This is a genomic window from Microbulbifer mixtoriginis (SeqCode) (genome assembly GCF_052468275.1).
Genome location: NZ_CP174341.1, coordinates 2,264,277 through 2,287,699, shown reverse-complemented (window position 1 = coordinate 2,287,699; position 23,423 = coordinate 2,264,277). Strand labels below are relative to the sequence as shown.

Genomic DNA, 23,423 nt, shown 5'->3' with positions numbered 1-23,423 from the left:
TTCCTATCAGATTACCCGCCACAAAAAATTCACCGTACACATAAACCACATCAGGTGCTCAGCACACTCTTCCGTACGGCTCTTCTCACCAGAATAGCTGAACAAATTATGTTTTAACTTCACCTACCCCGCAGTAGGAAATGGTTTGTGGTGACCAACTCCATGAAACGATGGCATCAGCGCCTAGAAAACACCATCCTTCATCATTTGTTGAATCACTGTTTCCACATATTCCAGGGCATCTCCCTCCCTAGGACGGCGAATTTCCCCCATCATATAGTTCGCCAGGAAACTTTCAGATTCCAGGGACCAATACACCTCTTCCGATGGCGCAAAATATAAACGGGTTTCGACAATGGCCACTTGAGAGTTTGAAACATTCCTGTTCAGTTGTTTAAAGCTGATCAACTGTGTCACCAATAGCGTGTCAAATTGATATTCAGCCAGGACATCAGCCAGCTCCCCCATCGTGGGAACCTTGCCATCGGCCGCAAAATCACTCCATGAGAGGGCATTCACGCCATAGCGGCCCAACTGCTCCACCCAAATACTCTCCACATAGATACCAACTATTGGGCGAGGAACCAAGGTAAAGGCCAGGACCAAAGTTTTTCCCAGCGAGCGCTCTGCAACCAGCGGCGAATGCCAAGTGTCAGTCACCACTGTTCTCGGTGAATTACAGGAGGTTAAAAAACCGCATAGCAAAATAAAGCGCAACATTATTGATATCGCACATTTGAAACCACTAGAACGAGATGCGGCTGGTGAACTGGGTCCGCCAGACTGAACCATAGGCTCCATCTTTGTCCTCCCTGGTTCCATAAAGGGCCTCAACGCCAAACAGCCAATGCGGCGTCGGGGTCCAGGTCAGATTAATACTGCTGTATTGGGTTTGATAAAATGAGGAGCCCGGCTGGAAATCCAGGTTGTCCTGATGTACCAGCCCATAGGTTGCCACGGTATAGAGGCACGGGCTCCACCAGTGTTGATAAGCCAGATACCAACCCAGAGTTGGAATTGCCTCCAGCCGATTATTGACGAAGTCATAGCTCGCGTCGGGGGGCTCATCATCCAGAAGGCTTCCATAGCCATAGCCATAGCTAAAGGAGTAGGAGGCAAAATCCGGCGCAAGCCTACCGGGCATATCAATCACGCCACTTATATTGATACCCCATCCGGTATCCGAAACGGCAGACTGTGGTTCCCCACTGCCACGCAGGTCCCGCAGGATAAAACTGCCCTGAAAGTTAATGCGGTCTGTTTGGGAAATAACCGCTACCACAAAGTCCGGCCAGCGAGACACTTCCAGTGCATTCTGAAAAACCCGATCGGTTGGCGCATCCAGGGAGACCTGCAGGGTGAGAGTTGGATCATATTTACGGCTCCAACGTGCAACCGGACGCATGAGCGCTAACAGAGAGTTGGGGCCTTCGTAATCCAGGGTGTTTGGTGAGGCGGTTAAATTACTGAACGTGGACCAGTCGAGGCCCAGCCGTAAATCTCCGCCCAGCAAAATATCACTGACCTGGCCGTATGCTTTGCGCAGACGCAGCAAAGGCTCACTGACTGTCGGATCGCGAAGGAAATCCATAGAAAATTCATTTTCGATTAAACGACCGCCCCAGGGCGTTCTTGACTTGAGCACTAGTCTCGATACCTGAACGGAAACATTGGTCTGACCATCCTCACCCTCCGCTGCGGTTCTATTGCTGGTGACAATAGCACTGGTCGTGAACTCAGCCGGGCTGACAATGGCGCCGGTGTCATAGTTAGCATCCAGCTCGGCGAAGCCATTAATTTTTATTCGAGTGCGACTGCCGAGCACAGGGATAGACCCCGGCCAGTCGGTCGGTACACTGGAAATGATTTCTTCGATATCTGTCTGTTCCGGATGCTTTGGGTCTCCCCTGGCCCGAGGGGGCGGTAGGGAGCCAGGCGGGATATCTTTGCGTATGAGCTCTAATTGATCGCGCAAATCATCGAGCGCAACGCTATCCACAGGCTCACTGTATTCTCTCGATGGAGGAACTGACGGCATTGGTACTGCCGGAACTGGCACAGCCGGGGAATTTTCTGGGGGCCTCGCCCTGCGCAGCTCCTCCACCTGTTGCCGCAAAGCCTCTAGATCAGCCTTTTGCTGTCGGATTTGCGCTTCCTGTGCCTCGAGTTGGCGCTGCTGCGCTTCGATCACCTTCATCAATTGATCGGCTTCAACATAAACCTGGGCATTGGCGGGAGTGGAGGAAATAATTTGGATGAAAACCACAAGCACAGCGGGTAGCGCTGGAGACTGTGTTTGGATTTCCATATCTAGGGGGCCTATGGATCTGTGTAAATCATTGGCGATACACCAATTGCAGCTTATTTACTTTTTATCGAGCCAAGAAAAGTGAATAGCCACTAATGTAACTGTACAGGCCCATTGATAGGCTACATCCAATACACCTGCACCCAAAAAGCTATCCAGGAAAGCTTAGCCCAAGAGGGAACAACGCCACGTGTGACACAAGATTTAAGGCCGGAGTGTTTTAATGCTGTGGGATTTGACGATATTGGCCACAGAAATACCTGAGACCAATATCACCTGTATTAGCAATAATTTACTGACGGGCGAAGCGCGGCGGTAGAGGCTTCTCAATACGGGTGGAGCGCAGCGGGTTGATATCCAGCCCTCCCCTGCGGGTATAGCGGGCACAAACTGTTAACTCGGAAAAGTCCGCAAGGTTTTGCAGATCGCAAAAAATCCGCTCCACGCAGTGTTCATGAAAATCCTGATGCTCACGGAAGGAAATAATATAGGCCAATAGCGCTTCGCGCTGCAGCATCGGCCCCTTGTATTCCACCATTACCGTCGCCCAATCCGGCTGGCCGGTAACCGGGCAATTACTGCGCAGCAAGTGGCTGTAGAGAGTTTCAGTAACCTCCACACCACTCTCTTCCAGCGCCAGCAGTGTCGAGTCCGGCTGGTATTGCTCTACGGCAATATCCAGCTGGTCGAGACAGAACCCTTGCGGCCTCTGCACATCCAGGGAGATATCTTCCACCTCCAGCAGGGTCACTTCCACAGCCATACCCACCGCAGCGCTTAGATCTCGCACCAGGGTATCCTGAACCAGCTGCCAGGAATCAAAGCGGCTTTGGTTAAAGGAGTTTAAGTACAATTTGAAGGACTTGGACTCCACCATACAGGGGCTTTCCGCGGGAAAGCTGAAGCGCGCCACCGCCACTTGGGGTTTGCCCCTGGTATTGAGCCAGGAGAGCTCAAATCCCCACCACTCATCTTCCCCAAAAAATGGCAGGGCGCCAACGGACAGCCCCAGTTGGGCTCGGGAAATGGATCGCTGAATCGGGTGCAGTAGCTCTGGGTTATAGCTGGATTCGTAAACGGTTTCCCGACCCAGCGGGAGGTTCTGCCAATCTTCTCTGCTCATACTCAACCTCAGTGCCTCAATCGCTTGCCGTGACTCATCAGGTAAAGTCCCCAGCTGGCGAGAAGCGCAATAAAAACCAAGACCCCAACAAATGCCCAGGCCACATTAATGTCGGAAACGCCCAGGATTCCATAGCGAAAGGAGTTCACCATATAGAGAATCGGGTTCAATTTCGACAATCCTTGCCAAAAGGGTGACAACAGATCGATGGAGTAGAAAACACCACCCAGATAGGTAAGCGGGGTCAAAACAAAAGTGGGAATAATCGATATGGCGTCAAAGCTGTTGGCATAAATCGCATTGATAAAACCCGCCAGGGAGAATAGCGCCGATGCGAGAAACACAATAGCGATGGTGACTCCCAGGTGTTCGACTCTGAGAGAAGTAAAAAACATCGCTACTAGAGTGACAATCAGGCCTACAACCAAGCCACGCGCAACACCGCCCAGTACATAGCCAGCCATCACCGCCCAATTTGGCGTGGGCGATACCAGCAGCTCCTCAACACTGCGCTGAAACTTAGCACTGTAAAAAGAGGACACGACATTGCCATAGGAGTTGGTGATCACTGACATCATAATCAGCCCAGGTACCACAAACTCCATATAAGGGTATCCACCCATTTCCCCGATACGGCTGCCAATAAGAGAGCCGAAGATCACAAAGTACAACGTCATGGTGATCACCGGCGGCACCAGGGTCTGTGGCCAGATGCGCATAAAGCGGCGCACCTCCCGGCGGAAAATGGTGCTGAAGGATATCCAGGTCAACTTACCGCTCACGAATCCAACCCCTCTTCTTTTTCCTCGGACAACATGGAAATAAACAATTCTTCCAGGCGGTTGGCACGGTTGCGCATACTGGTCACGGTAACGCCCTGGGCCTTGAGCTCGACAAAGACCTCTGTCAGTGACTGCCCTTTTTCTACAGTGATTTCCAGGGAATGATTATCCAACAGGCAGCATTTAAACCCCGTAAGCTCCGGAGCCTTACTTAGGTATTCGCTGCAGTCGAGAATAAATGTCTCGCGGTTGAGAGTCTTCAGCAGGGACTTGATAGAGGTATTCTCAACGATAACGCCCTTATCGATAATGGCGATATTGCGGCACAGGCTCTCCGCCTCCTCCAGGTAATGGGTAGTGAGGATAATGGTGGTACCCCGAGCGTTAATTTCCTCCAGGAAGCTCCACATGGAGCGACGCAGCTCGATATCCACCCCAGCAGTAGGCTCATCCAGAATCAGTAGTTTTGGCTCGTGAATCAGTGCCCGTGCAATCATCAGGCGGCGCTTCATCCCCCCAGACAGCATACGCGCCTGGGTGTGTCGCTTATCCCAAAGTCCCAACTGCTTCAGATATTGCTCTGTGCGCTCCTCTGCCAACTTGCGCGGCATTCCATAGAATCCCCCCTGAGTAGCCACAATATCGAAGACTTTTTCAAACTGACTGAAATTGAACTCCTGCGGCACCACGCCTAAAAGACGCTTGGCAGCGGCAAAATCACTGTCGATATCGACACCAAAAATCGACACGCTACCGGCAGTCTTGCGCACCAATGAGCAGATAATGCCAATAGTAGTGGACTTACCTGCACCATTGGGGCCCAGCAGAGCAAAGAAGTCCCCCGGCTGCACTTCGAAGCTGATCCCTTTCAGGGCCTGGAAGCCGCCTTCGTAGGTTTTTTGCAGGTTATGGATAGATAACGCGGCGGTCATTGTGAATTCCTATGCTGAAGGCGCCATTCAACGTGCTTGCCCGAATAATTTCAACCGGCGGAAACACAGGGAAGCCCAAAGCCGCGGAGGCGGAATTCCAGGCGCACAGTCGCACTCCGGCAATACCAGTGCAAGTAATAAACTTAGAAGCAATATATCGGAAAATAAAAAAGCCGCTCGATTGAGCGGCTTTTTTATTTTGGAGCGGGAAACCGGGTTCGAACCGGCGACCTCAACCTTGGCAAGGTTGCGCTCTACCAACTGAGCTATTCCCGCGTTTTGTGTTGGCCCGGCAGCATTGCTGCCGGGCCGTATTGGCATCCCCAAGGGGAGTCGAACCCCTGTTACCGCCGTGAAAGGGCGGTGTCCTAGGCCTCTAGACGATGGGGACAGAAACTTTGCACTACAACCTCTTCGGTCCCGTGCTGCCACGCTGTCCATGGCTTTGCCACCTCGCGGTGACTTTACTTTTGAATGGGGCCAAAGATCCATCCAAAAATAAAATTGGAGCGGGAAACCGGGTTCGAACCGGCGACCTCAACCTTGGCAAGGTTGCGCTCTACCAACTGAGCTATTCCCGCAATTTGACCCGGTAGCATTGCTACCGGGTCGTATTGGCATCCCCAAGGGGAGTCGAACCCCTGTTACCGCCGTGAAAGGGCGGTGTCCTAGGCCTCTAGACGATGGGGACAGAAACTTGCACTTCGACCTTATGGTCCGGTGCTGCCATGCTGCCCATGGCAATGCCACTGATTTCTCGGTGGCGTGCTTTGTGAGCTGACTAGAGATCATCTCGCAAAGCGGAAACTTGGAGCGGGAAACCGGGTTCGAACCGGCGACCTCAACCTTGGCAAGGTTGCGCTCTACCAACTGAGCTATTCCCGCGTGGCATCCCCAAGGGGAGTCGAACCCCTGTTACCGCCGTGAAAGGGCGGTGTCCTAGGCCTCTAGACGATGGGGACCCAGAAACCTTCTGTCGTTTCGCTGCGTTTTAAAGTGTAGCTCTGCGTCAGAAGTGGGGCGCATTCTATGTACCGTTCGGGATACTGTCAACACCCGAATTGAATTTTTTTTCTTTTATTGTCAGATACTTACCTAACACTGCCGGTTGCGGGAAGATAATTTAGGCGTCAGAGGGCTCTCCGTACTGCTCGCTGAGTACACGCAGGTGCAGCTCCTCAATAAACTCACGGATACGCTTTGCGTTGGCCCCTAGGTCACTGACTCCCACACGGGAACTGGAACGCACGTCCACCCGCGAGCCACCATCATCTTCCGGCCGTACTCGCACCACTATGTCGTCGGTAAAGCCTAACAACAGGGTTCGGTCGGTTGCCTCGAAATGCCCCTTCTCCGGTTCGTAAGACACAATCTTCCAGCCCAGCTTCTTGGCAACCTCCGCCGCCAGCTCAGTGGTGCGGGCTACAGACATATGGACATGCAGTGGATAGATGTCGGAATAGATATCGGTTTCACGCTGCTGGCTCGCCACAGGCTCGCCGCCGTATGCGGCACTATTGTCCCAAGGCTTACGCAAGTCGAGGACTGCTTGGTATGCCGGGGGGTTGCGGGTATCGGTAGTGATATCGTGGATTTTTGGCGCATTGAAATTATCTTTGCCCACCGTAATGAGGGGCACAGCTACTGGCAGCAGTCCCAGCAACGCAGCCCAGAGGGCATTGCTGCGCGCCTGGGGCCTGTGATTGCGCGACCCCCAGACAAACACCAATAAACTCACCAGTGCGACAGTCAGTGCCGCCCCACCCGCGTAGGTAAATATCATGAAGACCAATTCGAAGCGCAGCAATCCGAACCGCAGTGCCAAGCCTGCGAGCACAATAATCCCGAGTAGCCCCCACTGCACCCTGAGTAGCCAGCGACTCCAGTGTACTCTCCTCACTTGCCCTCCTCTTCGCCGTCTTCTTCGTTGAACTCCTGATCCAGCCTCACCGACAAGGAATTAACGCAATAGCGCAGGCCGGTTTCAGTAGGCCCATCATCGAACACATGCCCTAGATGACTGTCGCATTGACTGCAGCGAATCTCGATACGTTCCATACCAAAACTATTATCGGCTAGCTCTCGAATAATCCCCACGCTAAATTCCTCATCGAAGCTGGGCCAGCCACAGTAGCTCTGGAATTTTGCTCCCGCATCAAACAAAACCTCGCCACAACAGCGGCAGCGGTAGAGACCTTTGTCAAAAACATCCCAATATTCCCCGCTAAATGGCGCTTCTGTCCCCCCTTTGCGACAGACCTCAAACTCCTCATCTGTCAGCTGATCTCGCCAGTAGTTATCGTCTTTTGCTTTTGCCATACTGTCTCGTTCCGTTTTAATCGTTCTCGCAGGAGCGGTAACCGCCGCCAGTGGACATCCCGCCTATCGCGCAGCTCGCTCGCGGCTGAGGCTGCTCCTGCCAAGCTACAGGGCTGCCGCACCAACATGAAGGACATCCATAAATCTGAAAAACTGCACGGCGTCTGCTATGAGATTCGCGGCCCGGTGATGGAGCAAGCCCATCGCATGGAGGAGGAAGGCCACCGTATCCTCAAGCTGAATATCGGCAACCCCGCCCCCTTCGGCTTTAACGCCCCCGATGAAATCATCCAGGACGTCATCCACAATCTCTCCCAGGCCCAGGGCTATGTGGAGTCCAAGGGACTATTCGCCGCGCGCAAAGCTATTATGCAGGAGTGCCAGACCCTGGGTATCCAGGGAGTTGAAATTGATGACATCTATCTGGGCAACGGTGTCTCCGAGTTAATCTCCATGGCCACCCAGGCACTGCTCAACAATGGCGATGAGCTGCTGCTGCCCATGCCCAACTACCCCCTGTGGATGGCCGCTACCAATCTCGCTGGTGCCAACCCGGTACTCTACCGCTGTGACGAGGAATCCGGCTGGCTGCCCGATATTGAGGACATAAAAGAAAAAATCACGCCTCGCACCCGCGGCATTGTCGTGATCAACCCCAACAACCCCACCGGGGCTATTTATCCCAAGGCTTTGCTGGAAGAGATTGTAGAGGTGGCGCGCAGCCACAATCTGGTGATTTTTGCCGATGAAATCTATAGCAAGATCCTCTATGACGACGCCGAGTTCACCCCCATGGCCAAACTGGCCCCGGATGTGCTCTGCCTGAGCTTCAATGGCTTGTCCAAATCGTACCGCTTGGCCGGCTTCCGCTCCGGGTGGATGATCATCAGTGGAATCAAGCATCGCGCCAGAGGCTTTATTGAAGGGATGGAAATACTCGCCTCTATGCGCCTGTGCGGCAATGTACCGGCCATGTATGCCGTGCAAACCGCACTGGGGGGCTATCAGAGTATTAACGACTTGATACTGCCCGGCGGCCGCTTGCGCCAGCAACGCGATCTGGCCTACCGCATGCTCAACGACATTCCCGGTGTCAGCTGTGTCAAACCTAGTGGTGCCATCTACCTGTTCCCCAGGCTGCACCTGGACCACCACAAAATCGATAGTGATGAACAGCTGGTATTGGAATTCCTGCGCCAGGAAAAAATCCTGTTGGTACAGGGCAGCGCTTTCCATTGGGACGCGCCCGATCACCTGCGTATTGTCTTTCTGCCCCGCGCCGACGACCTTTCCCACGCAATTGAGCGGTTGGGTTACTTTTTGGAGCGATATACCCGCTGATGTTGGACGATTTACATATCCACGACTTTTATCGTGATGCCGGCAGAATTCTGCTGGCACTGTTTGGCCAGTTCCCCCTGCCCTCCACCATTTACATAGAGGACATTGCCGGGGCAGACACCCCCGACGAATTCGGCCTGCACTCACCACGGCACCTGGCCTGTCTGGGTGCCCTCAGCTGGTTAAAACAGAGCGGTTACATTCACTTCTCCCAGCTGGTGCGCCAGGAAGCTGCGGAGGAAGTGGTACTGAGCCACCGGGGATTTCTGCTGTTGATCAACAAGGAAGAAAATTCTGGCCAGAGTAACGCACAGCTGCTCAACAGCGCCGTGCGCGATGGTTCCTCTGCAAAGTTACAGGCGCTGGTGGAGCGCCTAATGCGGGAGTTTGCCGCACTGTAAATAGAGTGGTTTGGGCATCACCGCTATTTAGTATCGCTAACTCTGACGACGATATTTAACGTGCAGCATTTTTAGGGCGGCATCCGGGTCCCGATCGGGGAAATCCGGGTTTTGCGCTAGCCGCTCTACCACTTCATAGCCGCTATCGGCACCGAGTATCAACTCGCGAAAGTGCGCTTCGCTGTGGCGCGGGGAGTTGATCACCATCAGCAGGTCTGCCTCATCCGCGAGGCAGGCAGGCAGTTGTTGCAGCAGTTTTTCGTAGTTGTGACTCACATCGAAGCGGCCTTTCTGGCGTGTGGGTGGGTCTACGATAGCGAGATCAAAGGGCCCCCGGCGATCGAAGCGCTTGAACTGGCGCAGCGCATCGAATTGTAAAAATTGAATGCCCCGCAGGGACAGGCCATTCACCTCGTGGTTTTCTCGGCCGCGATTCAAAACGCCCCGGTTCACATCCACATTGACGATCTCAATATCCCCAGCGGCTCGAGCCACAGCAGAAAAAGCACAGGTAAACGCGAACAAATTCAGCATCTTCACCGATGCGCGCTCCGAGCGCTCCCGCACCTGCGCTTCAAGCCAGGCACGACCGGGTTCGATATCCAGAAAGAAGCCAACATTCTGGCGATCAAAGGTCAGTGGAAACTGCAGACCGTTGCGCTGCGCCACTGGTGCGGCAACCGATTCGCCACACAACCACTCCAATGGTGCACCGGGGAGATAGCGACGCTGCGCGGCCACCCCCTGATAACCGTATGATTCGGCCATCTGCCAGAGCTTCTCGCACAACTCCCCTTCCCCCTCGTACTCCTCAAAAAAAGTAACCAGTAATGCAGGGGAAAAACTATCGACACAAACCTGCTCCAGGCCTGTAAAACAGCGACCACGCCCGTGAAACAAACGCCGGCTGTCACCGCCGCCCTGAACTAACTTGGGCTCTACTTGCTGCAGCAACACTTGCCAATCGGTAGACACTCAGACTTCTCCATTGCTTAGGGGGTAGAGGATCGCATCGCGGTAGCCGGTTACCACACGGATAAAGCCGCTCCACTGCCGATCCAGTTCGGGGTCACCACTATCCACTAACAGGGGGCGCCCGCCGAGTTCGGTTATTTTGGTTTTGGTGGCGACAACCACCAGGTTTTCACGACCCACTTGGCTTAGGACTCTGGGGGAGAATTGCTGGTTACCGCGGCCGATCAGATGGCCCTGGCCTCCGATGGCAGTGAGAATAATTTTTACCTGACCATTTTTTTTCACACTCTTGTGTGCGGCAATCGCTGCCTCAATCTGCGGCGCGCTCACATCTTTTTGCAAGAGGGCGCCATCACAGAGCAGATCCACCCCCAGCAGGGTGCCGTCACACCCCAATTCACTCAAGACAGCTAAGGTAGTTGAACCGGGACCGACGATATACAAGGTATCCGGCTCTAGTTCCTCGACAATCTCCGCGGCGATATCCGCCACAGCCAGCTCTTCCACCTCGCGCCCGGCGTTCTTTACTGCCTGCAGGAAGTGGCCCTCCTGGGGCACCAGCAGCTCGCCGTAGTGGCGAGTGCTCACCCGCCCCTGGCGGAAGCTATTTTCATCGATATCACGCACCTCGCGCTCACACAAATCCACCAGCTCACCGGCCAGTAATTTACGCAAAACTTCTCCACCGGCCTTGGGGGAAATCGCGAAACAAGCGGAGTGCATTTTGACACCGGCGGGAATACCCAGTACTGGAAAGTGATCACCCAGGACGTTGGTCATATTGCGCGCAGTGCCGTCACCGCCAATAAAGACGATCAGGTCGGCACCGGCGTCGCGGATCGCCATTGCCGCTCTCTCGGTGTCCTCGGGGGTTGACGGGGTGGACTCGGCTGCACCCACCTCACGCACGGCAAAGCCCAGTGCACTAGCCGTATCCGCCCCCATATCACCGGCAAAACACAAAAACTCCAGCTGCTGCCGAAACGGTAGCAAGGCCTCCAGGGCAATCGCGGCACGCTTGTGGGATTGCGGCTCAATACCAGCCGTCAGGGCCTGCGCCACTGTCTCAGCTCCATCGCTGCCCTTAAGCCCCGCTGGGCCGCCAACACCGGCCCAAGGATTGATAATCAAACCCAGTTTCTTAACTTGTTTTTCTAATCGCACATGAGCCCCAGTACTGCCAACTCTTCTCTCTCTTTTTTACCCAGGGCCTGCGCTGCGGCGCGGTAATGGGAAAACTCCAAACGCTCGGGATATTCACGGCGCAGGCGGTCGAAAGCCTTGGCCATAGGTTCTATCCCTCGAGCAGCTTCGCGCAGGCGCGCATCATCTTCGCGTGGGTCATACATTTGCAATAACAAATTCGCTATTGGCGCCGCCCCACTAATCACCGGCTCAAGTTGCCTTCTAGAGACTTCAGCTTGCGTATCGCAGGTGACGCCAGTGTTTTCTGGCTGGGCCAGATCCAGCGCATTGGAGAGCGCCTCACGAATTATGCGGGTGCCTGTGAGCTTGCCATCCAGGCTATAGCCGGCAATATGCGGGCTACCCAGGTCCACCAACTCCAACAGCTCAGTGTTGATTCCCGGCTCCCCCTCCCAGACATCCAGTACCGTCTTAAAACGCTTTGCCCGCTGTAACACCTGTAATAACGCGCGATTGTCCACCACCGCACCGCGACCGGCACTAATCAAAACAGCGCCGTCGCGAATCTGTGCCAAATGCTCAGCACCGATCATATGCAAACTGGGGAAGGGCCCATCTTTAACCAGGGGGGCGTGCAGGCACACAATGTCCTGACTCAGTACTTGCTCAAGGGGGGCAAAGTCGGGGTTATCTGGCAGCCAGGGGTCGTAGACAGCACAGCTCGCACCCAGGGCATGCAAGCGCTTCTGCAGCAGCCCTCCCACATTGCCACAACCGACAATGCCAAAGCTGCGCCCGCGCCAGTCCACGTCTAGGGCGGCCAAAGTACAAAATACATATTCAACCACGGAGTTGGCATTGCAGCCCGGCGCGGCGCTCCAGTAAATACCATTGCGCTCCATCCAATCGGTATCCAGATGATCGGTGCCGATGGTACAGCTACCCACGAAACGTACCGGCGTGCCTTCCAGCAGGCTCTGATTCACTCGTGTGACGGAGCGCACCAGTAGGATATCGGCATCAATCAATTGCTCGCGCGTCAGTGTGCGGCCCGGATAGCGTACCAGCTTACCCAGATCGCCAAAATATTGCTCCAGTGCCGGTATATTCTCATCGGCAACAATCTTGAGGCCAACGCCCTGTGCGTGGCTTTCACTCATGTAGATTCTCCTTCAGCGCTCACCAGTGTGCGCTCTATTTTTCCTGCCAGCCCGCCGATCCCGAACTCCTTGGCCAGAGCCGTGGCCAATTCAACATCCACAGGTTGCGGACGCAAATCACTCACCTTAATGCCAAGGGGGATATCCTCCACCAGGCTTGCCAGGCGTTTTGCCAAGCGCAGCTGGTCGGAGTATTCCTCCAGCCGCTGGGCGAGCCCTTTCGCACCCCGAATGGGCAGTGTTGTCACTCTCTCTTGCTGTGCCAACAGCGCTTCGACATCATCAAACTCGCCCAGTAATCGCGCCGCAGTCTTGGCACCAATGCCGGGTACTCCGGGAATATCGTCACTGCTATCCCCCACCAGCGCCAGGTAGTCGGCAATCTGCGCGGGTTTTACCCCAAACTTCTGCTCAATGGCCACGCTGTCCATATGCTGGTTTGCGGCAAAATCCCAAAGACTGGAGGCTCCACGAGCCAGTAACTGCCCCAAATCTTTATCCCGACTCACAATGATTGGGGCATGATTGCGCAGTTTTCGCGTCAAGCTGGCGAGAATATCGTCCGCCTCATAACGCTCACTGGAGAAACTGGCGATACCCAGGGCTTCCGCCATCTCCCGGCAGGCCGCCAACTGAAAGGCCAGGGCTTCATCTGGCAATGCGCGACTGCATTTATAGTCCGGGTAAAGCGTGTTGCGGAAGCAACTGCCGAGAGATTCATCGAAAGCGCAGGCGATATGACGTGGATTTCTCGCCAAAAGATCCAGCAGGAAGTTGGTGAAGCCGTAGACCGCTTCTGTGTCGTAACCACTGCGACTCTGCCAGTTGGGTGGCAAAGCGAAGTAATAGCGAAAGATATAGACAGAAGAGTCGACCAGAAAACTGCTCACGACAGCTCCCGCAGCTGATAGTCATCGCCGCTCAATGGATCTGGCTGAGTAAACGCCCCTGCGAGCGCAAGAGCGAAAGTGCGCGCCCGCTCATTGGGCCCCTCCGCACAATAGCGCTGAACCTGGCGCCAAATAGCCTCTTTGAAACTGGTGCTGGGACCAAGGCCACTCTCCAAGTTGTCCGCACTGACACGGAAACGGAGGCCACAGGCACGGGCGAAAATCCATTCCAGCGCCTGGGGTTTGACCTCCACCAACTCGAATTCTGCTTGTTGCTCGGCACTGCGCCCATCTGGAGCATACCAATAGCCATAGTCGGGCAACTGCCGGCGGGCCTCACCGGCCACACACCAATGGGCCACCTCGTGCAGTGCGCTGGCCGCATAGTCGAGAGTGAACTCGACCTGATGATGGCCCTGCTGGCCCCCGGCGGGCCGATAGTAAGGTTCGGAAAAACCGCCGCAAAGTCGGGTATTTAGCCCTTTTGGACTGGAAAAACAGCGATTGAAGACCGCCACAATACGCTCGGCAGTGGATCTGGCTGCTAGGGGAGTATTAGAAACTGGAGCCATTTCTAAGTGAGTGACGGGCAAGATATTCTCCGGGATACCGCAAAGGCGGGGACTATATCAACGGGAGCGCCTCGATCAAAGCCGCGCCGTTTCTGCAGGCGTTAGCGGGCCGGTTGTATTTCCGGAAATCAACATATACCTTTACTCACAGGGAGGCCGCTGAACACCTGCCTTTTCAGCGTATTCCCCGAGGAGGGGTCTAATGCAGTCAAATACCCTCCTGCCCCGGTCTTCTTTCAGAGATAGGGCCTTGGCAGTCGCACCTTGATCTGATCGGAGACGGTATATAACCGGCCCTGCCAGGAGGTGTTCCATGACAGACCACAGCATCAACAATGTGGTTGACCTCTTCACCGGCGAGCCGATCGAAACTTCTGCGGACAGGCGCTTTATTCGCCTTTCGCCGGAGCTAGACGGCTTGGAAATGCTCTACTCCAACAACTCCAGCGGTACAGACCTATACAGCTTAAAAATACTCTGCTGGGGGCTTAAAGCGAATGGCGAGGTCGTTGGCCTCGTTCCCTGGTTAAACACCATAGTGGCCTGTCCAGATATCAAGGACCCTTTGGACGGACGCTTCGAAGGCTACTACGATCCCGGTATTGAAGACATCTTCCACCATCCCCCAATCCACAAAGTCGTCGAGTTGGAGACTGCGGCGGAATACTTTGAGTTTGAGAGCAGCAAACCCGAGGAAGTTCTGCAGGAGATTCCCGATACCATCGGCACCCATGCGGTGTTTATGGATAAGGACAGGGAGAACCTGACACTGATCGAGGTCATCAGCTGGAGGCTGCACGCCGACGGCGTTATTCACGGTATGCTGATCGATCACGATGTCGTTGAGACCACTCCGGTACTACCGGGAGATCACTGTCTATACCCAGCACAGGAGAGTGAAGGCTTTCGCTACTTCTTCCAACATCATATCGCCAACAAGATCAAATCTGAGGACCCTGAGGCACTAGCCGCGATCGCCGCTCTAGTAACGGCGCCATAAGAGTTAACAGGCCATAGAGTCAGTACAAAACTTATTCGGGAGTGTGCCCCCGGTGCCGTCGAAGCGGGACCGGGGCGCTATCTGACCAACTATTCCGCTTTCTTGATCCAATACACGAACTCGTCGTTCTCCTCTGCGTGCTGCACCAGCTCATAGCCGAGAAACTGGCAGAACTTGGGCACATCCCGCTGCGTCGAGGGATCGGTGGCCATCATTTTCAATACTTCCCCATCGGCAACATTTCTCACCGCTGAGTGCAGCATCATTACGGGTTCCGGGCACAACAGGCCGCGGGCATCGAGGGTGTGATCAAACTTCATAGTATTTATTGTGCGCAATTTAGCGCACTTCGTCATCTAGAAACTGGCTGCCGACTCTTCCGCTGACAGCCGCGCTAAAATCCATTTAGGCCCTATCGCATTGTGGGGAGATGATGATCTATGTATTGATTGAGCGGGAAATTGCCGCCGAGATGCAGAGCAGCTACGAGGAGGCCGCACGAAGAGTCCTTACCTGTGCCTACCGCACCGTCGGTTTTATCGAGGGACAAACCTATATCGAAAAGGGCAATCCATTGCGCCGCTTTACCCTGTCTAAATGGCAGTCAGAACTGCATTGGCAACACTGGTACACCAGCGAGGAGCGACGCGCCCAAATGGCCCAGCTGGCCCCACTGCTAGTGGGGGAAGAACGCGTCACGATCCTGGAAACCGCTGCATAAACCCCGCCACTTTATCCACCGCAATCTGCCAGTGTTGGGCTTGGGTAAATCCACTCGCGCGACGGGGCTTAAAATCGTGGTCACCATCGGCCAGCCACTCAATCTCAATAGCCTCTGCCAATCCATAAGTATTCACCTCTGCAAGGCTGCCAAGTGGATCGCGATCTCCCTGCACAATCAAAGTGGGGCAGGCAAAATCTAGCAGGTGCTCAGTGCGGAGCTTCTCCGGCTTGCCCTGGGGGTGAAATGGATACCCCAGGCAGATAAGTCCGGCAACCACCCCCTGCGCATAGCTGTCATTGGCCAGGAGGCTCGCTACCCGCCCTCCCATCGACTTGCCCCCAATAAACAGGGGTAAATCACCGGCAAACTGCTCAATCTGGGCGTTAAAGTTCTCCTGTAACTGCGACATAGTGTTAGGCGGCCGCTTGCCACCTCCGCTGCGGCGCTGGGCCATATAGGGAAACTCGAAACGCACCACTTCGATACCCTGCTCACACAACCCAGTGGCCAACGTCTGCATAAATTCACTGTCCATGGGCGCACCGGCACCATGGGCAAACAGAAAGCGCGCTTGAGGTGCTTGGGGCACATCAATGAGGTATTCAGACATCGGTAGGCAGATCCTCGGCCAGCACCAGATTGACTGTCTCCTCTCCGGGATCGAACCAAATTACCACGTCACCGGACTGCAACTGACGGCGCAGGCTAGCCACCTTCTCCGGTAGTTCCACCTCGCGCTCACCATACTCGGTGCCCTCACGGGTAGCATACTCTTCCAATAGGTTCTGCAAAGTGTTGGGATCCAACTGCGCAAAGGGAATGATCATACAACTTTCATATCCGGGTGAGATGGGAGCGACGAACGCCGCTCCCGGTGTTTACCTGTATTGGTAAATGGTTGTTAAAACTTAGGATTTTGGCTTGCGGAAACGTAGAGTCATGCGGTCACTCTCGCCGATGGCCAGGTACTTGTCTTTGTCCTCATCGCCCAAGCGGAGAGAGGGTGGCAAAGTCCAGACACCTTTCGGGTGCTTGGCGCTATCTTTCGGGTTGGCGTTGACCTCACTGCTCTCTTCCAACTCAAAACCAGCCTTCTTGGCTGCTTCGATAACATACTCCTGAGTCACATAACCGCTCTTGACCATATCCTCTTTACTGGTACCAGGCTTGGCGCGATGCTCAACCACACCGAGTACACCGCCGGGTTTCAGAGCGCTGTAAAAGCTGGCAAAAGCCTTATCTTCATAACCGCGGTACATCCAGTTGTGTACGTTGCGGAAAGTCACCACCGCATCGGCACTGCCTGCTGGCGCTATCTCACGGCCGGTTTGCGGTGAAAACTCGGTCACTACGACATTCTTATAGGCCTTCTTGTCGGCAGCTAGCTTGTCTTTAAAGCTTTTCAAAGAACGTTGATAGTAAGAAGACTCGCTATCCTCGGGGAAGTGCGCTGCATAGAGCTTGCCCTTCTTGCCCAGGTAGGGCCCTAGGATTTCGGTGTACCAGCCGCCGCCAGGAGTAACCTCCACTACCGTCATATCTGGCTTAATGCCCAAAAATTCCAGGGTTTCTGCCGGGTTACGGTACTGGTCTCGCGCAACGTACTCTTTGCTGCGGTGATCCCCCTGAATGACAGAATTCAAGTCGGCAGCCTGGGCGCCACCAGCCAGGGCCAGAGCGCCAGCCATAGCGAGCAGAGATTTCTTGATATTGATCGTCATAATCGTTCCTGTGTTGTTATCGTTAATCCAGCTTCGATCGCACACTGTCGATCTTATCCTGTAATGACTGTTCCCGGTCTATACGGGTTCCCAATTTCAGACTGGTAGTGATCCGATCGGCGCCCATTGCGTGTACTCGCTCATGGCAGGTTTTTACCGCAGACATCACCGTATCCCAGTCCCCTTCTATGTTGGTGCCATAGGCATGTAGATGGTGTGTCAGTCCGGCTTCCACCAGTACTTTTTCACACTCCGCAACATACCTACTGACAGACACCCCCACACCCATGGGTATCACGCACAAATCGGCAATGACCTTCATTGACAGTCCCTCGCTAAGTTACCTGTTGCCGGGAAAAGAAAAATGGCTTTGAGATTGGACGATAGAGTTATCCGACGAGATCCTATTACAATGCAATTGATACGTCTCCACTGAAGCAAAGGAACACTATATGCAACAGCATCTCGTTATCTCCATGATCTGCAACGATAAGCCCGGTGTTGTGGAAAAGCTTTCTGCAGTCATTGCGGATAACGGTGGCAACTGGGAAGACAGCCATATGGCCCATTTTGCCGGAAAATTTGCCGGTATATTGCGCGTTGCTGTTCCCGGTGACAAAACCCAAAGCTTAAAAGTCGCTCTCACTAGCCTCGCCCAGGATGGCTATAACCTGATCGTTGAAGACGCGATCGCCGTTTCCACTAAGCCTCAACAGACACTGACATTGAAGCTGGTAGGCAACGACCGCCCCGGTATTGTGCGGGAAATATCCCGCGCACTCAGCGCCCACCATATCAATATGGATCAGTTGGAAACTACTTACAGTAGTACTCCGTGGAGTGGCGAGCCTCTGTTTACTGCCGAGTGCAAGATCAATGTGGATGAAGATATGGATCTCGATGGCCTGCGCGACGAACTCGACCAGATCGCCAATGAGCTGGGGGTGGAGATCGACTGCGAGGAGATCGCCACTCCCCTCTAATTGTGGAATAATCCGCTGCCATGCGGAGCCGGGCCCACCGCCCGGCTCAAATCATTCAAGCTAGATAGTACCGCTCCAGGGCATCCGCCAAGTAATGTTCAAAATTGTTCTATTCCAACCGGAAATTGCCCCGAACACAGGCAATATTATTCGACTTTGCGCCAATACTGGCGCCGAGCTACACCTAATCGAACCCCTTGGCTTCGATATGGACGACAAACGCCTGCGCCGCGCCGGGCTTGATTACAGTGAATACAGCCGCGTGGTTCGACACCCAGACTGGCAGGCTTTTGTCGATAGTGAGAAACCTTCGCGGGTGTTGGCCCTTTCCACTAAAGGCAGCCACAGCCATACCTCGGTGGAATACCAAGACGGCGATGCGATTGTGTTTGGCCCCGAAACTCGCGGCCTGCCGGCGGAGTTTCTACAAATGGTGGGTCCAGAGAACACCCTGCGCATTCCTATGCGCGCAGAGAGCCGCAGTATCAACCTGTCCAACGCCGCCGCCATTGTGATCTATGAAGCCTGGCGACAGCTCGACTTCAACGGCGCCATAGACCAGCAGTAAGAATTTTTTGTTATGCCAAGCTCCCAAGCTCCAATAGGCCTGTTTTACGGTTCCAGCACCTGCTACACCGAAATGGCTGCAGAAAAAATCCGCCAATACATTGGCCCCCAGTGGATCGACCTACACAACGTAGCCGAAGCGGATATTGCCCTGGCCGAAAGCTACGATTTCCTACTATTTGGCATTCCCACCTGGGATTACGGTGAACTGCAGGAAGACTGGGAGAATATCTGGGACGACCTGGCCGAGCTCCATCTGAGCGGTAAGACTTTTGCTCTGTTTGGGCTCGGGGACCAGGAAGGCTATCCACAGTGGTTCCAGGATGCCCTGGGCTATTTGCATTCCCAACTGCTCGCCTGCGGCGCCCGCGCCGTAGGTTACTGGCCTGCCGAGGGCTATGAATTTGAGGAATCCAAAGGACTGACCGAAGATGGCAGCCAATTTGTTGGCCTCGCCCTCGATGAAGAGAATGAATTTGATCTCAGTGAAGAGCGTATTGGCCGCTGGTGTGACCAGGTAATGCATGAATTCGGCCTTAAGGACGGAGCCTGAGGATAGTAGTGAAGTGAGCAAATCCGGCAAACACGCGGACATCCAATGGCGCGAAGACGGTCAACCCCTGTCCCTCGCCTATGACGATATCTATTTCTCCACAGCTTCCGGTCTGGAGGAAACTCGCTACGTCTTCCTGCAACAAAATGCCCTGGCGAAACGCTGGGCGACCCTGCCCGAGAATGCCACTTTTACTATCGGCGAAACCGGCTTTGGCACCGGCTTAAACTTTCTCGCCGCCTGGGAGCTATGGCAGAAAACCGCTCCAAAAAGTGCACAGCTGCACTTTGTTAGTGTGGAGAAATTCCCCCTGCACCCCCAGGATTTGCAGCGTGCCCTGGCACTGTGGCCACAACTGCAGGCCTACTCCCAGCTACTGATTGAAGCCTACCCGCCATTATTGGCCGAAGGTGTTCACCGCCTGCAGTTCGGTCCAGTAAAACTGACCCTGATTATTGGGGAGGCCAGCCAGGCTTTAGAAAGCCTGCGCTTAGGAAAAGAGAACCGCGATCGGTACGTCGATGCCTGGTTTCTGGATGGTTTTGCGCCGGCCAAAAACCCGGACATGTGGACAGAAGAGCTGTTCACCAATATGTCCCACCTGAGCTGCCCCGGTGCTACCTTCGCCACCTTTACCTGCGCAGGGCTGGTTAAGCGTGGACTGCGAGAGGCGGGCTTCGCCCTGCGCAAAGTAGCGGGATTTGGCAGCAAGCGGGAAATGCTGTGCGGCACCCTGGAGCAGTTACACGGCTGCCAGCAGCAAAGCACCCCCTGGCACCTACCCAGCACCGAAGCACAGCATCCACAATCTGCCACAGTGATCGGCGGCGGTATTTCCGGCGCCACCATTGCCAGGACACTAGCAGAGCGCGGCGTGCAGGTACAAATTATTGAGCGCGGACCTGCCCCCGGCAGCGGCGGCTCCGGCAACGACCAGGGCATACTCTACGGCAAGCTCTCCCCCAAACCGGGCCCCAATGGAGACTTCAACCTGCATGCCCTGATGTTCGCCCAGCGCTTTTACAAACAGCACTGCCCACGGCTCGCACATTTTAACGGCCTCTTGCAACTGGCTCAGAGTGATAGGGAAAAGCTGCTACAGGAACAGATCGCCGCTAGCCTGGCAGAACAACAAGGGCAAAACCTGGCCAGAATAGTTACTCGTGAGGAGGCCTGTCAGCTCGCCGGCGTAGATCTTCCTTTTGACGGGCTCTACTTCCCCAATGCAGGCTGGCTGGAACCCCAAAAGGTATGTGCTGCGCTACTGGAGCACCAAAATATCTCCCGATACCAGGGCACAGAAGTGGAAACACTGACTCGCCAATATGGCAAGTGGTTCCTGCGTATCGAAGACAAAGAAATAGAAACTGAAGCGGTCATTCTCTGTGGGGCCAATGATATCCGCAGCTTTGCACCGACTGCAGCTCTACCCCTGCGACCAATACGCGGTCAGGTATCGCGCGTGCACGCCACTGAGGTCTCCGCAAAGTTAAAAATTGCCCTCTGTGGTGAAGGCTATATCACTCCGGCCCACGAGGGGCGCCAGAGTTTCGGGGCCACCTTCAAGCTCAAGGAAACCGCCACAGAGTTACGGGAAAGTGAACACAAGGAGAACCTTCAAACACTGGCAGAACTGCTGCCACACTTTGCCGAGGAATTCTCCAGCCAGGATTTCAATGGCCGCGCCGCACTGCGCGCCGCTACACCGGATTATTTACCAGTTGCCGGACCAATTCCCGACTGGGAATCCATGGACAACACCTACGCAAGTTTGCGTAAAAACCGAAAATTATTCATCCCCGAGCACTCAGATTATCAGGCGGGACTCTATGTAATGGGCGGCCTGGGCTCCCGCGGTTTTACCTACGCACCGCTAACCGCCGAAGTACTCTCCAGCTGGATTATGGGCGGGCCTCTACCTGTTAGCGCAGATCTGGCGAAAGCCCTGCATCCAGCGCGCTTTGCCATCCGCAACCTGGGTAAAAATCGCTAGTCGAGTGGGGCTTAGGCTCCTCTTATCGCAAAGCTTTTAAACGCCCCCTCCCTAAGCTTTCTCTGCCTGAGGCCTCCCCGGTGGGGCCAACAGACTAGCACTACCGGCGCCACAGGCCACGATGGTTTTCATGGCAGCCTCAACGCTAACACCGGGCAGTATTTCCACACACTCCGCCGGCACATGGAAAACAAAACCCGAAGTGGGTACTGGAGCCGTTGGCACGTAAACCGTCATCTCACCATTGGCATGCTGAGAAGTCACAATCGCCGTTACCGCAAGCGGATTATCTGCACCGTGGATGCGCACCCGAGCCACAGGCCCGGAAAGTACCCCCTCACCACCACCGCCAATAAATTGCACAACCAAGTCTTTAATAGTGCTATACCCAGGTGCCAGGCGACCGAGCCAGTGGTCAACATGGCGATGTAGCCAGTTACCAATGCTGGTCTTTACCAATAGACCAATCAAGAAACAGCCCCCAAGAATCAGTGCTATCACCACAAGTCTGGCGAGGGTATCCTTAAACTCCGTATGGGCTTCCAGCCAAGTAACGGCGGGGGCGACAATTTCACTGACCTGGCCAAACAGCCACTGGAATAAAAGTACTAAGATTGCGATGGGCAGCACTACCGCCAACCCCCCCAAAAGGGTCAAGGTGACAAAGGTTTTTACTCTGGTCATAGATAATTGATGTACCGACTTACTATCCGCAGCTTCATACTGCTGCTCTTGTCCTGCCTGCTGCCAATAGCAGCACAAGCACAATTAAAGGCAACCCCCTTCTCCATTCTGGAGGAGCGTCAACGTGGTGGGAATCATTTCACCCAGGGGCTTTATTTCGATGGCCAGCGCTGGTGGGAAAGCAGTGGCCTTTACCGTCGTTCCTGGCTTGCCGAGTATACCGACCCCAGTGAAAAACCTGTAAGGCGAAAGTGGTTGCCGGGCAGACTATTTGCCGAAGGTCTTACTGTTCTGGGCGAAAAGCTCTACCTACTGACTTATAAAGCCGGTGAGCTGCATATTTACAATGCCAGCAACCTACAACATTTGGAGGTTAAGCAATACAGCGGAGAGGGTTGGGGCCTTACCAGTGACGGTGAGTCCCTGATTATGAGTAACGGTAGTAATAAACTGACCTACCGCGATCCAGATACTTTTGAAGTCAAGCGCCAGGTCAAAGTGCATGGCGCCGGGGAGGTCTGGTCGAATCTGAATGAGCTGGAATTCGCCGAGGGCCTGATCTGGGCCAATATCTGGCAAGACAGCCGCATCATCGCCATAGACCCCATAAGCGGAGAAGTGCGCGGTGCTGTTGACCTGAATCGGTTAAATCCCGATGTCCGTAAACACCCTGACACGGTTGCCAATGGGATCGCCTGGGATAAGAAGCGAAATGGGCTCTGGGTAACAGGAAAATTTTGGAAACAACTCTACCTAATCCGGCCTGAAGGGCTGGGGTTTAGAAAAAGCACAGTCCAATAAAGTTAGCGCCTGCGGTCTATCACCGTCAGCACACCACCATTGCGCAAGTAGTCCATAGAGGAGAGCTGCAACTGCAGCCGAAAGCCATGATCGCGACTCTGCAAGCTGACGCCATCAAGCCCGGCTTGCCCATCGTAAAGCATGGTGGATTCCCCCTCTTCACCCTGCCATTGAATCCCCTCCACATTGCGCATCCCGGGGAGCTCCAAAGTTACCAGAGTAAATTGCTCCGGTAACGGCTGCAGCTCGACCTGCGCGACACCGGAAACTGTCGCCAGGGAGAAAACTAACTGATTCTCCGGTGCTGGCCGCCAGCCCAGATGAGTATCCGCTACAACAGATTGCGCAAAACTACGCGGAGCACTAGAGGAACAGCCAGAAAGCCCGGCCAGAACTGTCAACCACAACACAAAAAGCACGATCAATGTGCGCATAGACCTATCCTTAG

The 23,423-nt window shown here is 54.5% G+C and carries 28 protein-coding genes and 6 tRNA genes; 9 read left to right on the top strand and 25 right to left on the bottom strand.

Translation table 11 applies throughout. From position 1 onward, the window contains the following. Positions 1–183 precede the first annotated feature (183 nt). From ACJJIC_RS10085 to msrB, 13 genes are all read right to left on the bottom strand, one after another. The gene (locus ACJJIC_RS10085; protein ID WP_444885492.1) at positions 184–660 is read right to left on the bottom strand and encodes a hypothetical protein; all 477 of its coding nucleotides are present in this window, start codon (positions 658–660) and stop codon (positions 184–186) included. A gap of 85 nt (positions 661–745) precedes the next feature. Continuing rightward, complete coding sequence (locus ACJJIC_RS10080) at positions 746–2,308, bottom strand: hypothetical protein (protein WP_445356847.1); 1,563 nt, start codon at positions 2,306–2,308, stop codon at positions 746–748. 292 nt (positions 2,309–2,600) lie between these two features. Further along, entirely contained in the window at positions 2,601–3,431 is an 831-nt protein-coding gene (gene queF, locus ACJJIC_RS10075; RefSeq protein WP_444898620.1) for an NADPH-dependent 7-cyano-7-deazaguanine reductase QueF, read from the bottom strand. A gap of 8 nt (positions 3,432–3,439) precedes the next feature. Next, positions 3,440–4,213, bottom strand: coding sequence for an ABC transporter permease (locus tag ACJJIC_RS10070; RefSeq protein ID WP_444898621.1), 774 nt, complete (start codon positions 4,211–4,213; stop codon positions 3,440–3,442). After that, entirely contained in the window at positions 4,210–5,145 is a 936-nt protein-coding gene (locus tag ACJJIC_RS10065) for an ABC transporter ATP-binding protein (RefSeq protein ID WP_252085290.1), read from the bottom strand. The genes ACJJIC_RS10070 and ACJJIC_RS10065 overlap by 4 nt, the downstream gene beginning before the upstream one ends. Before the next feature lie 200 nt (positions 5,146–5,345). Beyond that, a tRNA-Gly gene (locus tag ACJJIC_RS10060) sits at positions 5,346–5,421 on the bottom strand. Positions 5,422–5,460: 39 nt separating this feature from the next. Then, positions 5,461–5,536, bottom strand: a tRNA-Glu gene (locus ACJJIC_RS10055). Between the two features lie 114 nt (positions 5,537–5,650). Further along, positions 5,651–5,726 (bottom strand) — tRNA-Gly (locus ACJJIC_RS10050). Positions 5,727–5,760: 34 nt separating this feature from the next. Then, positions 5,761–5,836, bottom strand: a tRNA-Glu gene (locus ACJJIC_RS10045). Positions 5,837–5,954: 118 nt separating this feature from the next. Further along, a tRNA-Gly gene (locus ACJJIC_RS10040) sits at positions 5,955–6,030 on the bottom strand. 1 nt (position 6,031) lies between these two features. Next, a tRNA-Glu gene (locus ACJJIC_RS10035) sits at positions 6,032–6,107 on the bottom strand. A gap of 161 nt (positions 6,108–6,268) precedes the next feature. After that, on the bottom strand, positions 6,269–7,045 hold the full coding sequence (locus ACJJIC_RS10030) for a DUF1499 domain-containing protein (protein WP_444898622.1): 777 nt from the start codon (positions 7,043–7,045) through the stop codon (positions 6,269–6,271). After that, positions 7,042–7,464, bottom strand: a complete 423-nt coding sequence (gene msrB / locus ACJJIC_RS10025) for a peptide-methionine (R)-S-oxide reductase MsrB (RefSeq protein WP_444885496.1) — start codon at positions 7,462–7,464, stop codon at positions 7,042–7,044. The genes ACJJIC_RS10030 and msrB overlap by 4 nt, the downstream gene beginning before the upstream one ends. 126 nt (positions 7,465–7,590) lie before the next feature. Between msrB and ACJJIC_RS10020 the strand changes: the two genes are divergently transcribed. Together ACJJIC_RS10020 and ACJJIC_RS10015 are read left to right on the top strand one after the other, a co-directional pair. Next, complete coding sequence (locus tag ACJJIC_RS10020) at positions 7,591–8,805, top strand: pyridoxal phosphate-dependent aminotransferase (protein WP_445356846.1); 1,215 nt, start codon at positions 7,591–7,593, stop codon at positions 8,803–8,805. After that, on the top strand, positions 8,805–9,206 hold the full coding sequence (locus ACJJIC_RS10015) for a hypothetical protein (RefSeq protein ID WP_444904345.1): 402 nt from the start codon (positions 8,805–8,807) through the stop codon (positions 9,204–9,206). The genes ACJJIC_RS10020 and ACJJIC_RS10015 overlap by 1 nt, the downstream gene beginning before the upstream one ends. 36 nt (positions 9,207–9,242) lie before the next feature. On the opposite strand, the gene ACJJIC_RS10010 is transcribed toward ACJJIC_RS10015, so the two are convergent. From ACJJIC_RS10010 to ACJJIC_RS09990, 5 genes are read right to left on the bottom strand one after another with little or no spacing between them, the layout of a single operon-like run. Further along, the gene (locus ACJJIC_RS10010) at positions 9,243–10,181 is read right to left on the bottom strand and encodes a class I SAM-dependent methyltransferase (RefSeq protein WP_444904344.1); all 939 of its coding nucleotides are present in this window, start codon (positions 10,179–10,181) and stop codon (positions 9,243–9,245) included. Next, positions 10,182–11,345 (bottom strand): ATP-NAD kinase family protein, encoded by a 1,164-nt coding sequence (locus tag ACJJIC_RS10005; RefSeq protein ID WP_444898626.1) that lies wholly within the window; start codon positions 11,343–11,345, stop codon positions 10,182–10,184. Then, the gene (locus tag ACJJIC_RS10000; RefSeq protein ID WP_444898627.1) at positions 11,336–12,487 is read right to left on the bottom strand and encodes a 4-phosphoerythronate dehydrogenase; all 1,152 of its coding nucleotides are present in this window, start codon (positions 12,485–12,487) and stop codon (positions 11,336–11,338) included. Before ACJJIC_RS10000 ends, ACJJIC_RS10005 begins: the two co-directional genes overlap by 10 nt. Next, on the bottom strand, positions 12,484–13,377 hold the full coding sequence (locus tag ACJJIC_RS09995; protein ID WP_445356845.1) for a 5'-3' exonuclease: 894 nt from the start codon (positions 13,375–13,377) through the stop codon (positions 12,484–12,486). Before ACJJIC_RS09995 ends, ACJJIC_RS10000 begins: the two co-directional genes overlap by 4 nt. After that, a complete protein-coding gene (locus ACJJIC_RS09990) occupies positions 13,374–13,970 on the bottom strand; it encodes an elongation factor P hydroxylase (protein ID WP_444924627.1) in 597 nt (198 codons plus the stop codon). Before ACJJIC_RS09990 ends, ACJJIC_RS09995 begins: the two co-directional genes overlap by 4 nt. A gap of 292 nt (positions 13,971–14,262) precedes the next feature. Between ACJJIC_RS09990 and ACJJIC_RS09985 the strand changes: the two genes are divergently transcribed. Further along, positions 14,263–14,949, top strand: a complete 687-nt coding sequence (locus ACJJIC_RS09985; RefSeq protein WP_252085280.1) for a hypothetical protein — start codon at positions 14,263–14,265, stop codon at positions 14,947–14,949. 89 nt (positions 14,950–15,038) lie between these two features. On the opposite strand, the gene tusA is transcribed toward ACJJIC_RS09985, so the two are convergent. Then, the gene (gene tusA, locus ACJJIC_RS09980; RefSeq protein ID WP_252085279.1) at positions 15,039–15,305 is read right to left on the bottom strand and encodes a sulfurtransferase TusA; all 267 of its coding nucleotides are present in this window, start codon (positions 15,303–15,305) and stop codon (positions 15,039–15,041) included. Positions 15,306–15,382: 77 nt separating this feature from the next. On the opposite strand from tusA, the gene ACJJIC_RS09975 reads away from it, so the two are divergent. Continuing rightward, positions 15,383–15,670: an antibiotic biosynthesis monooxygenase family protein gene (locus ACJJIC_RS09975; RefSeq protein WP_252085278.1), complete on the top strand. Its 288-nt coding sequence runs from the start codon at positions 15,383–15,385 to the stop codon at positions 15,668–15,670. Here the strand turns inward: ACJJIC_RS09975 and ACJJIC_RS09970 are convergent. From ACJJIC_RS09970 to ACJJIC_RS09955, 4 genes are all read right to left on the bottom strand, one after another. After that, positions 15,645–16,283: an alpha/beta family hydrolase gene (locus ACJJIC_RS09970; RefSeq protein ID WP_444888535.1), complete on the bottom strand. Its 639-nt coding sequence runs from the start codon at positions 16,281–16,283 to the stop codon at positions 15,645–15,647. The genes ACJJIC_RS09975 and ACJJIC_RS09970 overlap by 26 nt on opposite strands. Then, the gene (locus ACJJIC_RS09965; protein ID WP_252085276.1) at positions 16,276–16,500 is read right to left on the bottom strand and encodes a YheU family protein; all 225 of its coding nucleotides are present in this window, start codon (positions 16,498–16,500) and stop codon (positions 16,276–16,278) included. The genes ACJJIC_RS09970 and ACJJIC_RS09965 overlap by 8 nt, the downstream gene beginning before the upstream one ends. Before the next feature lie 81 nt (positions 16,501–16,581). Next, the gene (locus ACJJIC_RS09960; RefSeq protein WP_252085275.1) at positions 16,582–17,394 is read right to left on the bottom strand and encodes a class I SAM-dependent methyltransferase; all 813 of its coding nucleotides are present in this window, start codon (positions 17,392–17,394) and stop codon (positions 16,582–16,584) included. A gap of 22 nt (positions 17,395–17,416) precedes the next feature. Then, on the bottom strand, positions 17,417–17,716 hold the full coding sequence (locus ACJJIC_RS09955; RefSeq protein ID WP_445356844.1) for an MTH1187 family thiamine-binding protein: 300 nt from the start codon (positions 17,714–17,716) through the stop codon (positions 17,417–17,419). A 130-nt stretch (positions 17,717–17,846) separates the two neighbouring features. Here ACJJIC_RS09955 and ACJJIC_RS09950 point away from each other — a divergent pair, with 130 nt between their 5' ends. The 4 genes from ACJJIC_RS09950 (at position 17,847) to mnmC (ending at position 21,490) form a co-directional block, all read left to right on the top strand. Continuing rightward, the gene (locus ACJJIC_RS09950; protein ID WP_445356843.1) at positions 17,847–18,377 is read left to right on the top strand and encodes a glycine cleavage system transcriptional repressor; all 531 of its coding nucleotides are present in this window, start codon (positions 17,847–17,849) and stop codon (positions 18,375–18,377) included. A 94-nt stretch (positions 18,378–18,471) separates the two neighbouring features. Then, complete coding sequence (trmL, locus tag ACJJIC_RS09945) at positions 18,472–18,945, top strand: tRNA (uridine(34)/cytosine(34)/5-carboxymethylaminomethyluridine(34)-2'-O)-methyltransferase TrmL (RefSeq protein WP_252085272.1); 474 nt, start codon at positions 18,472–18,474, stop codon at positions 18,943–18,945. 12 nt (positions 18,946–18,957) lie between these two features. Beyond that, the gene (gene fldB / locus ACJJIC_RS09940; RefSeq protein ID WP_445356842.1) at positions 18,958–19,497 is read left to right on the top strand and encodes a flavodoxin FldB; all 540 of its coding nucleotides are present in this window, start codon (positions 18,958–18,960) and stop codon (positions 19,495–19,497) included. Positions 19,498–19,510: 13 nt separating this feature from the next. Beyond that, positions 19,511–21,490 (top strand): bifunctional tRNA (5-methylaminomethyl-2-thiouridine)(34)-methyltransferase MnmC2/FAD-dependent 5-carboxymethylaminomethyl-2-thiouridine(34) oxidoreductase MnmC1, encoded by a 1,980-nt coding sequence (mnmC, locus tag ACJJIC_RS09935; protein WP_445356841.1) that lies wholly within the window; start codon positions 19,511–19,513, stop codon positions 21,488–21,490. A gap of 51 nt (positions 21,491–21,541) precedes the next feature. Here the strand turns inward: mnmC and ACJJIC_RS09930 are convergent, their stop codons facing one another. Then, positions 21,542–22,174: a DUF502 domain-containing protein gene (locus tag ACJJIC_RS09930; protein WP_444885512.1), complete on the bottom strand. Its 633-nt coding sequence runs from the start codon at positions 22,172–22,174 to the stop codon at positions 21,542–21,544. A gap of 9 nt (positions 22,175–22,183) precedes the next feature. Here ACJJIC_RS09930 and ACJJIC_RS09925 point away from each other — a divergent pair, with 9 nt between their 5' ends. Next, positions 22,184–22,975 (top strand): glutaminyl-peptide cyclotransferase, encoded by a 792-nt coding sequence (locus ACJJIC_RS09925; protein ID WP_445356840.1) that lies wholly within the window; start codon positions 22,184–22,186, stop codon positions 22,973–22,975. A 2-nt stretch (positions 22,976–22,977) separates the two neighbouring features. Here ACJJIC_RS09925 and ACJJIC_RS09920 read toward each other — a convergent pair whose 3' ends face one another. Beyond that, complete coding sequence (locus ACJJIC_RS09920) at positions 22,978–23,409, bottom strand: hypothetical protein (RefSeq protein ID WP_444885514.1); 432 nt, start codon at positions 23,407–23,409, stop codon at positions 22,978–22,980. Positions 23,410–23,423 lie beyond the last annotated feature (14 nt).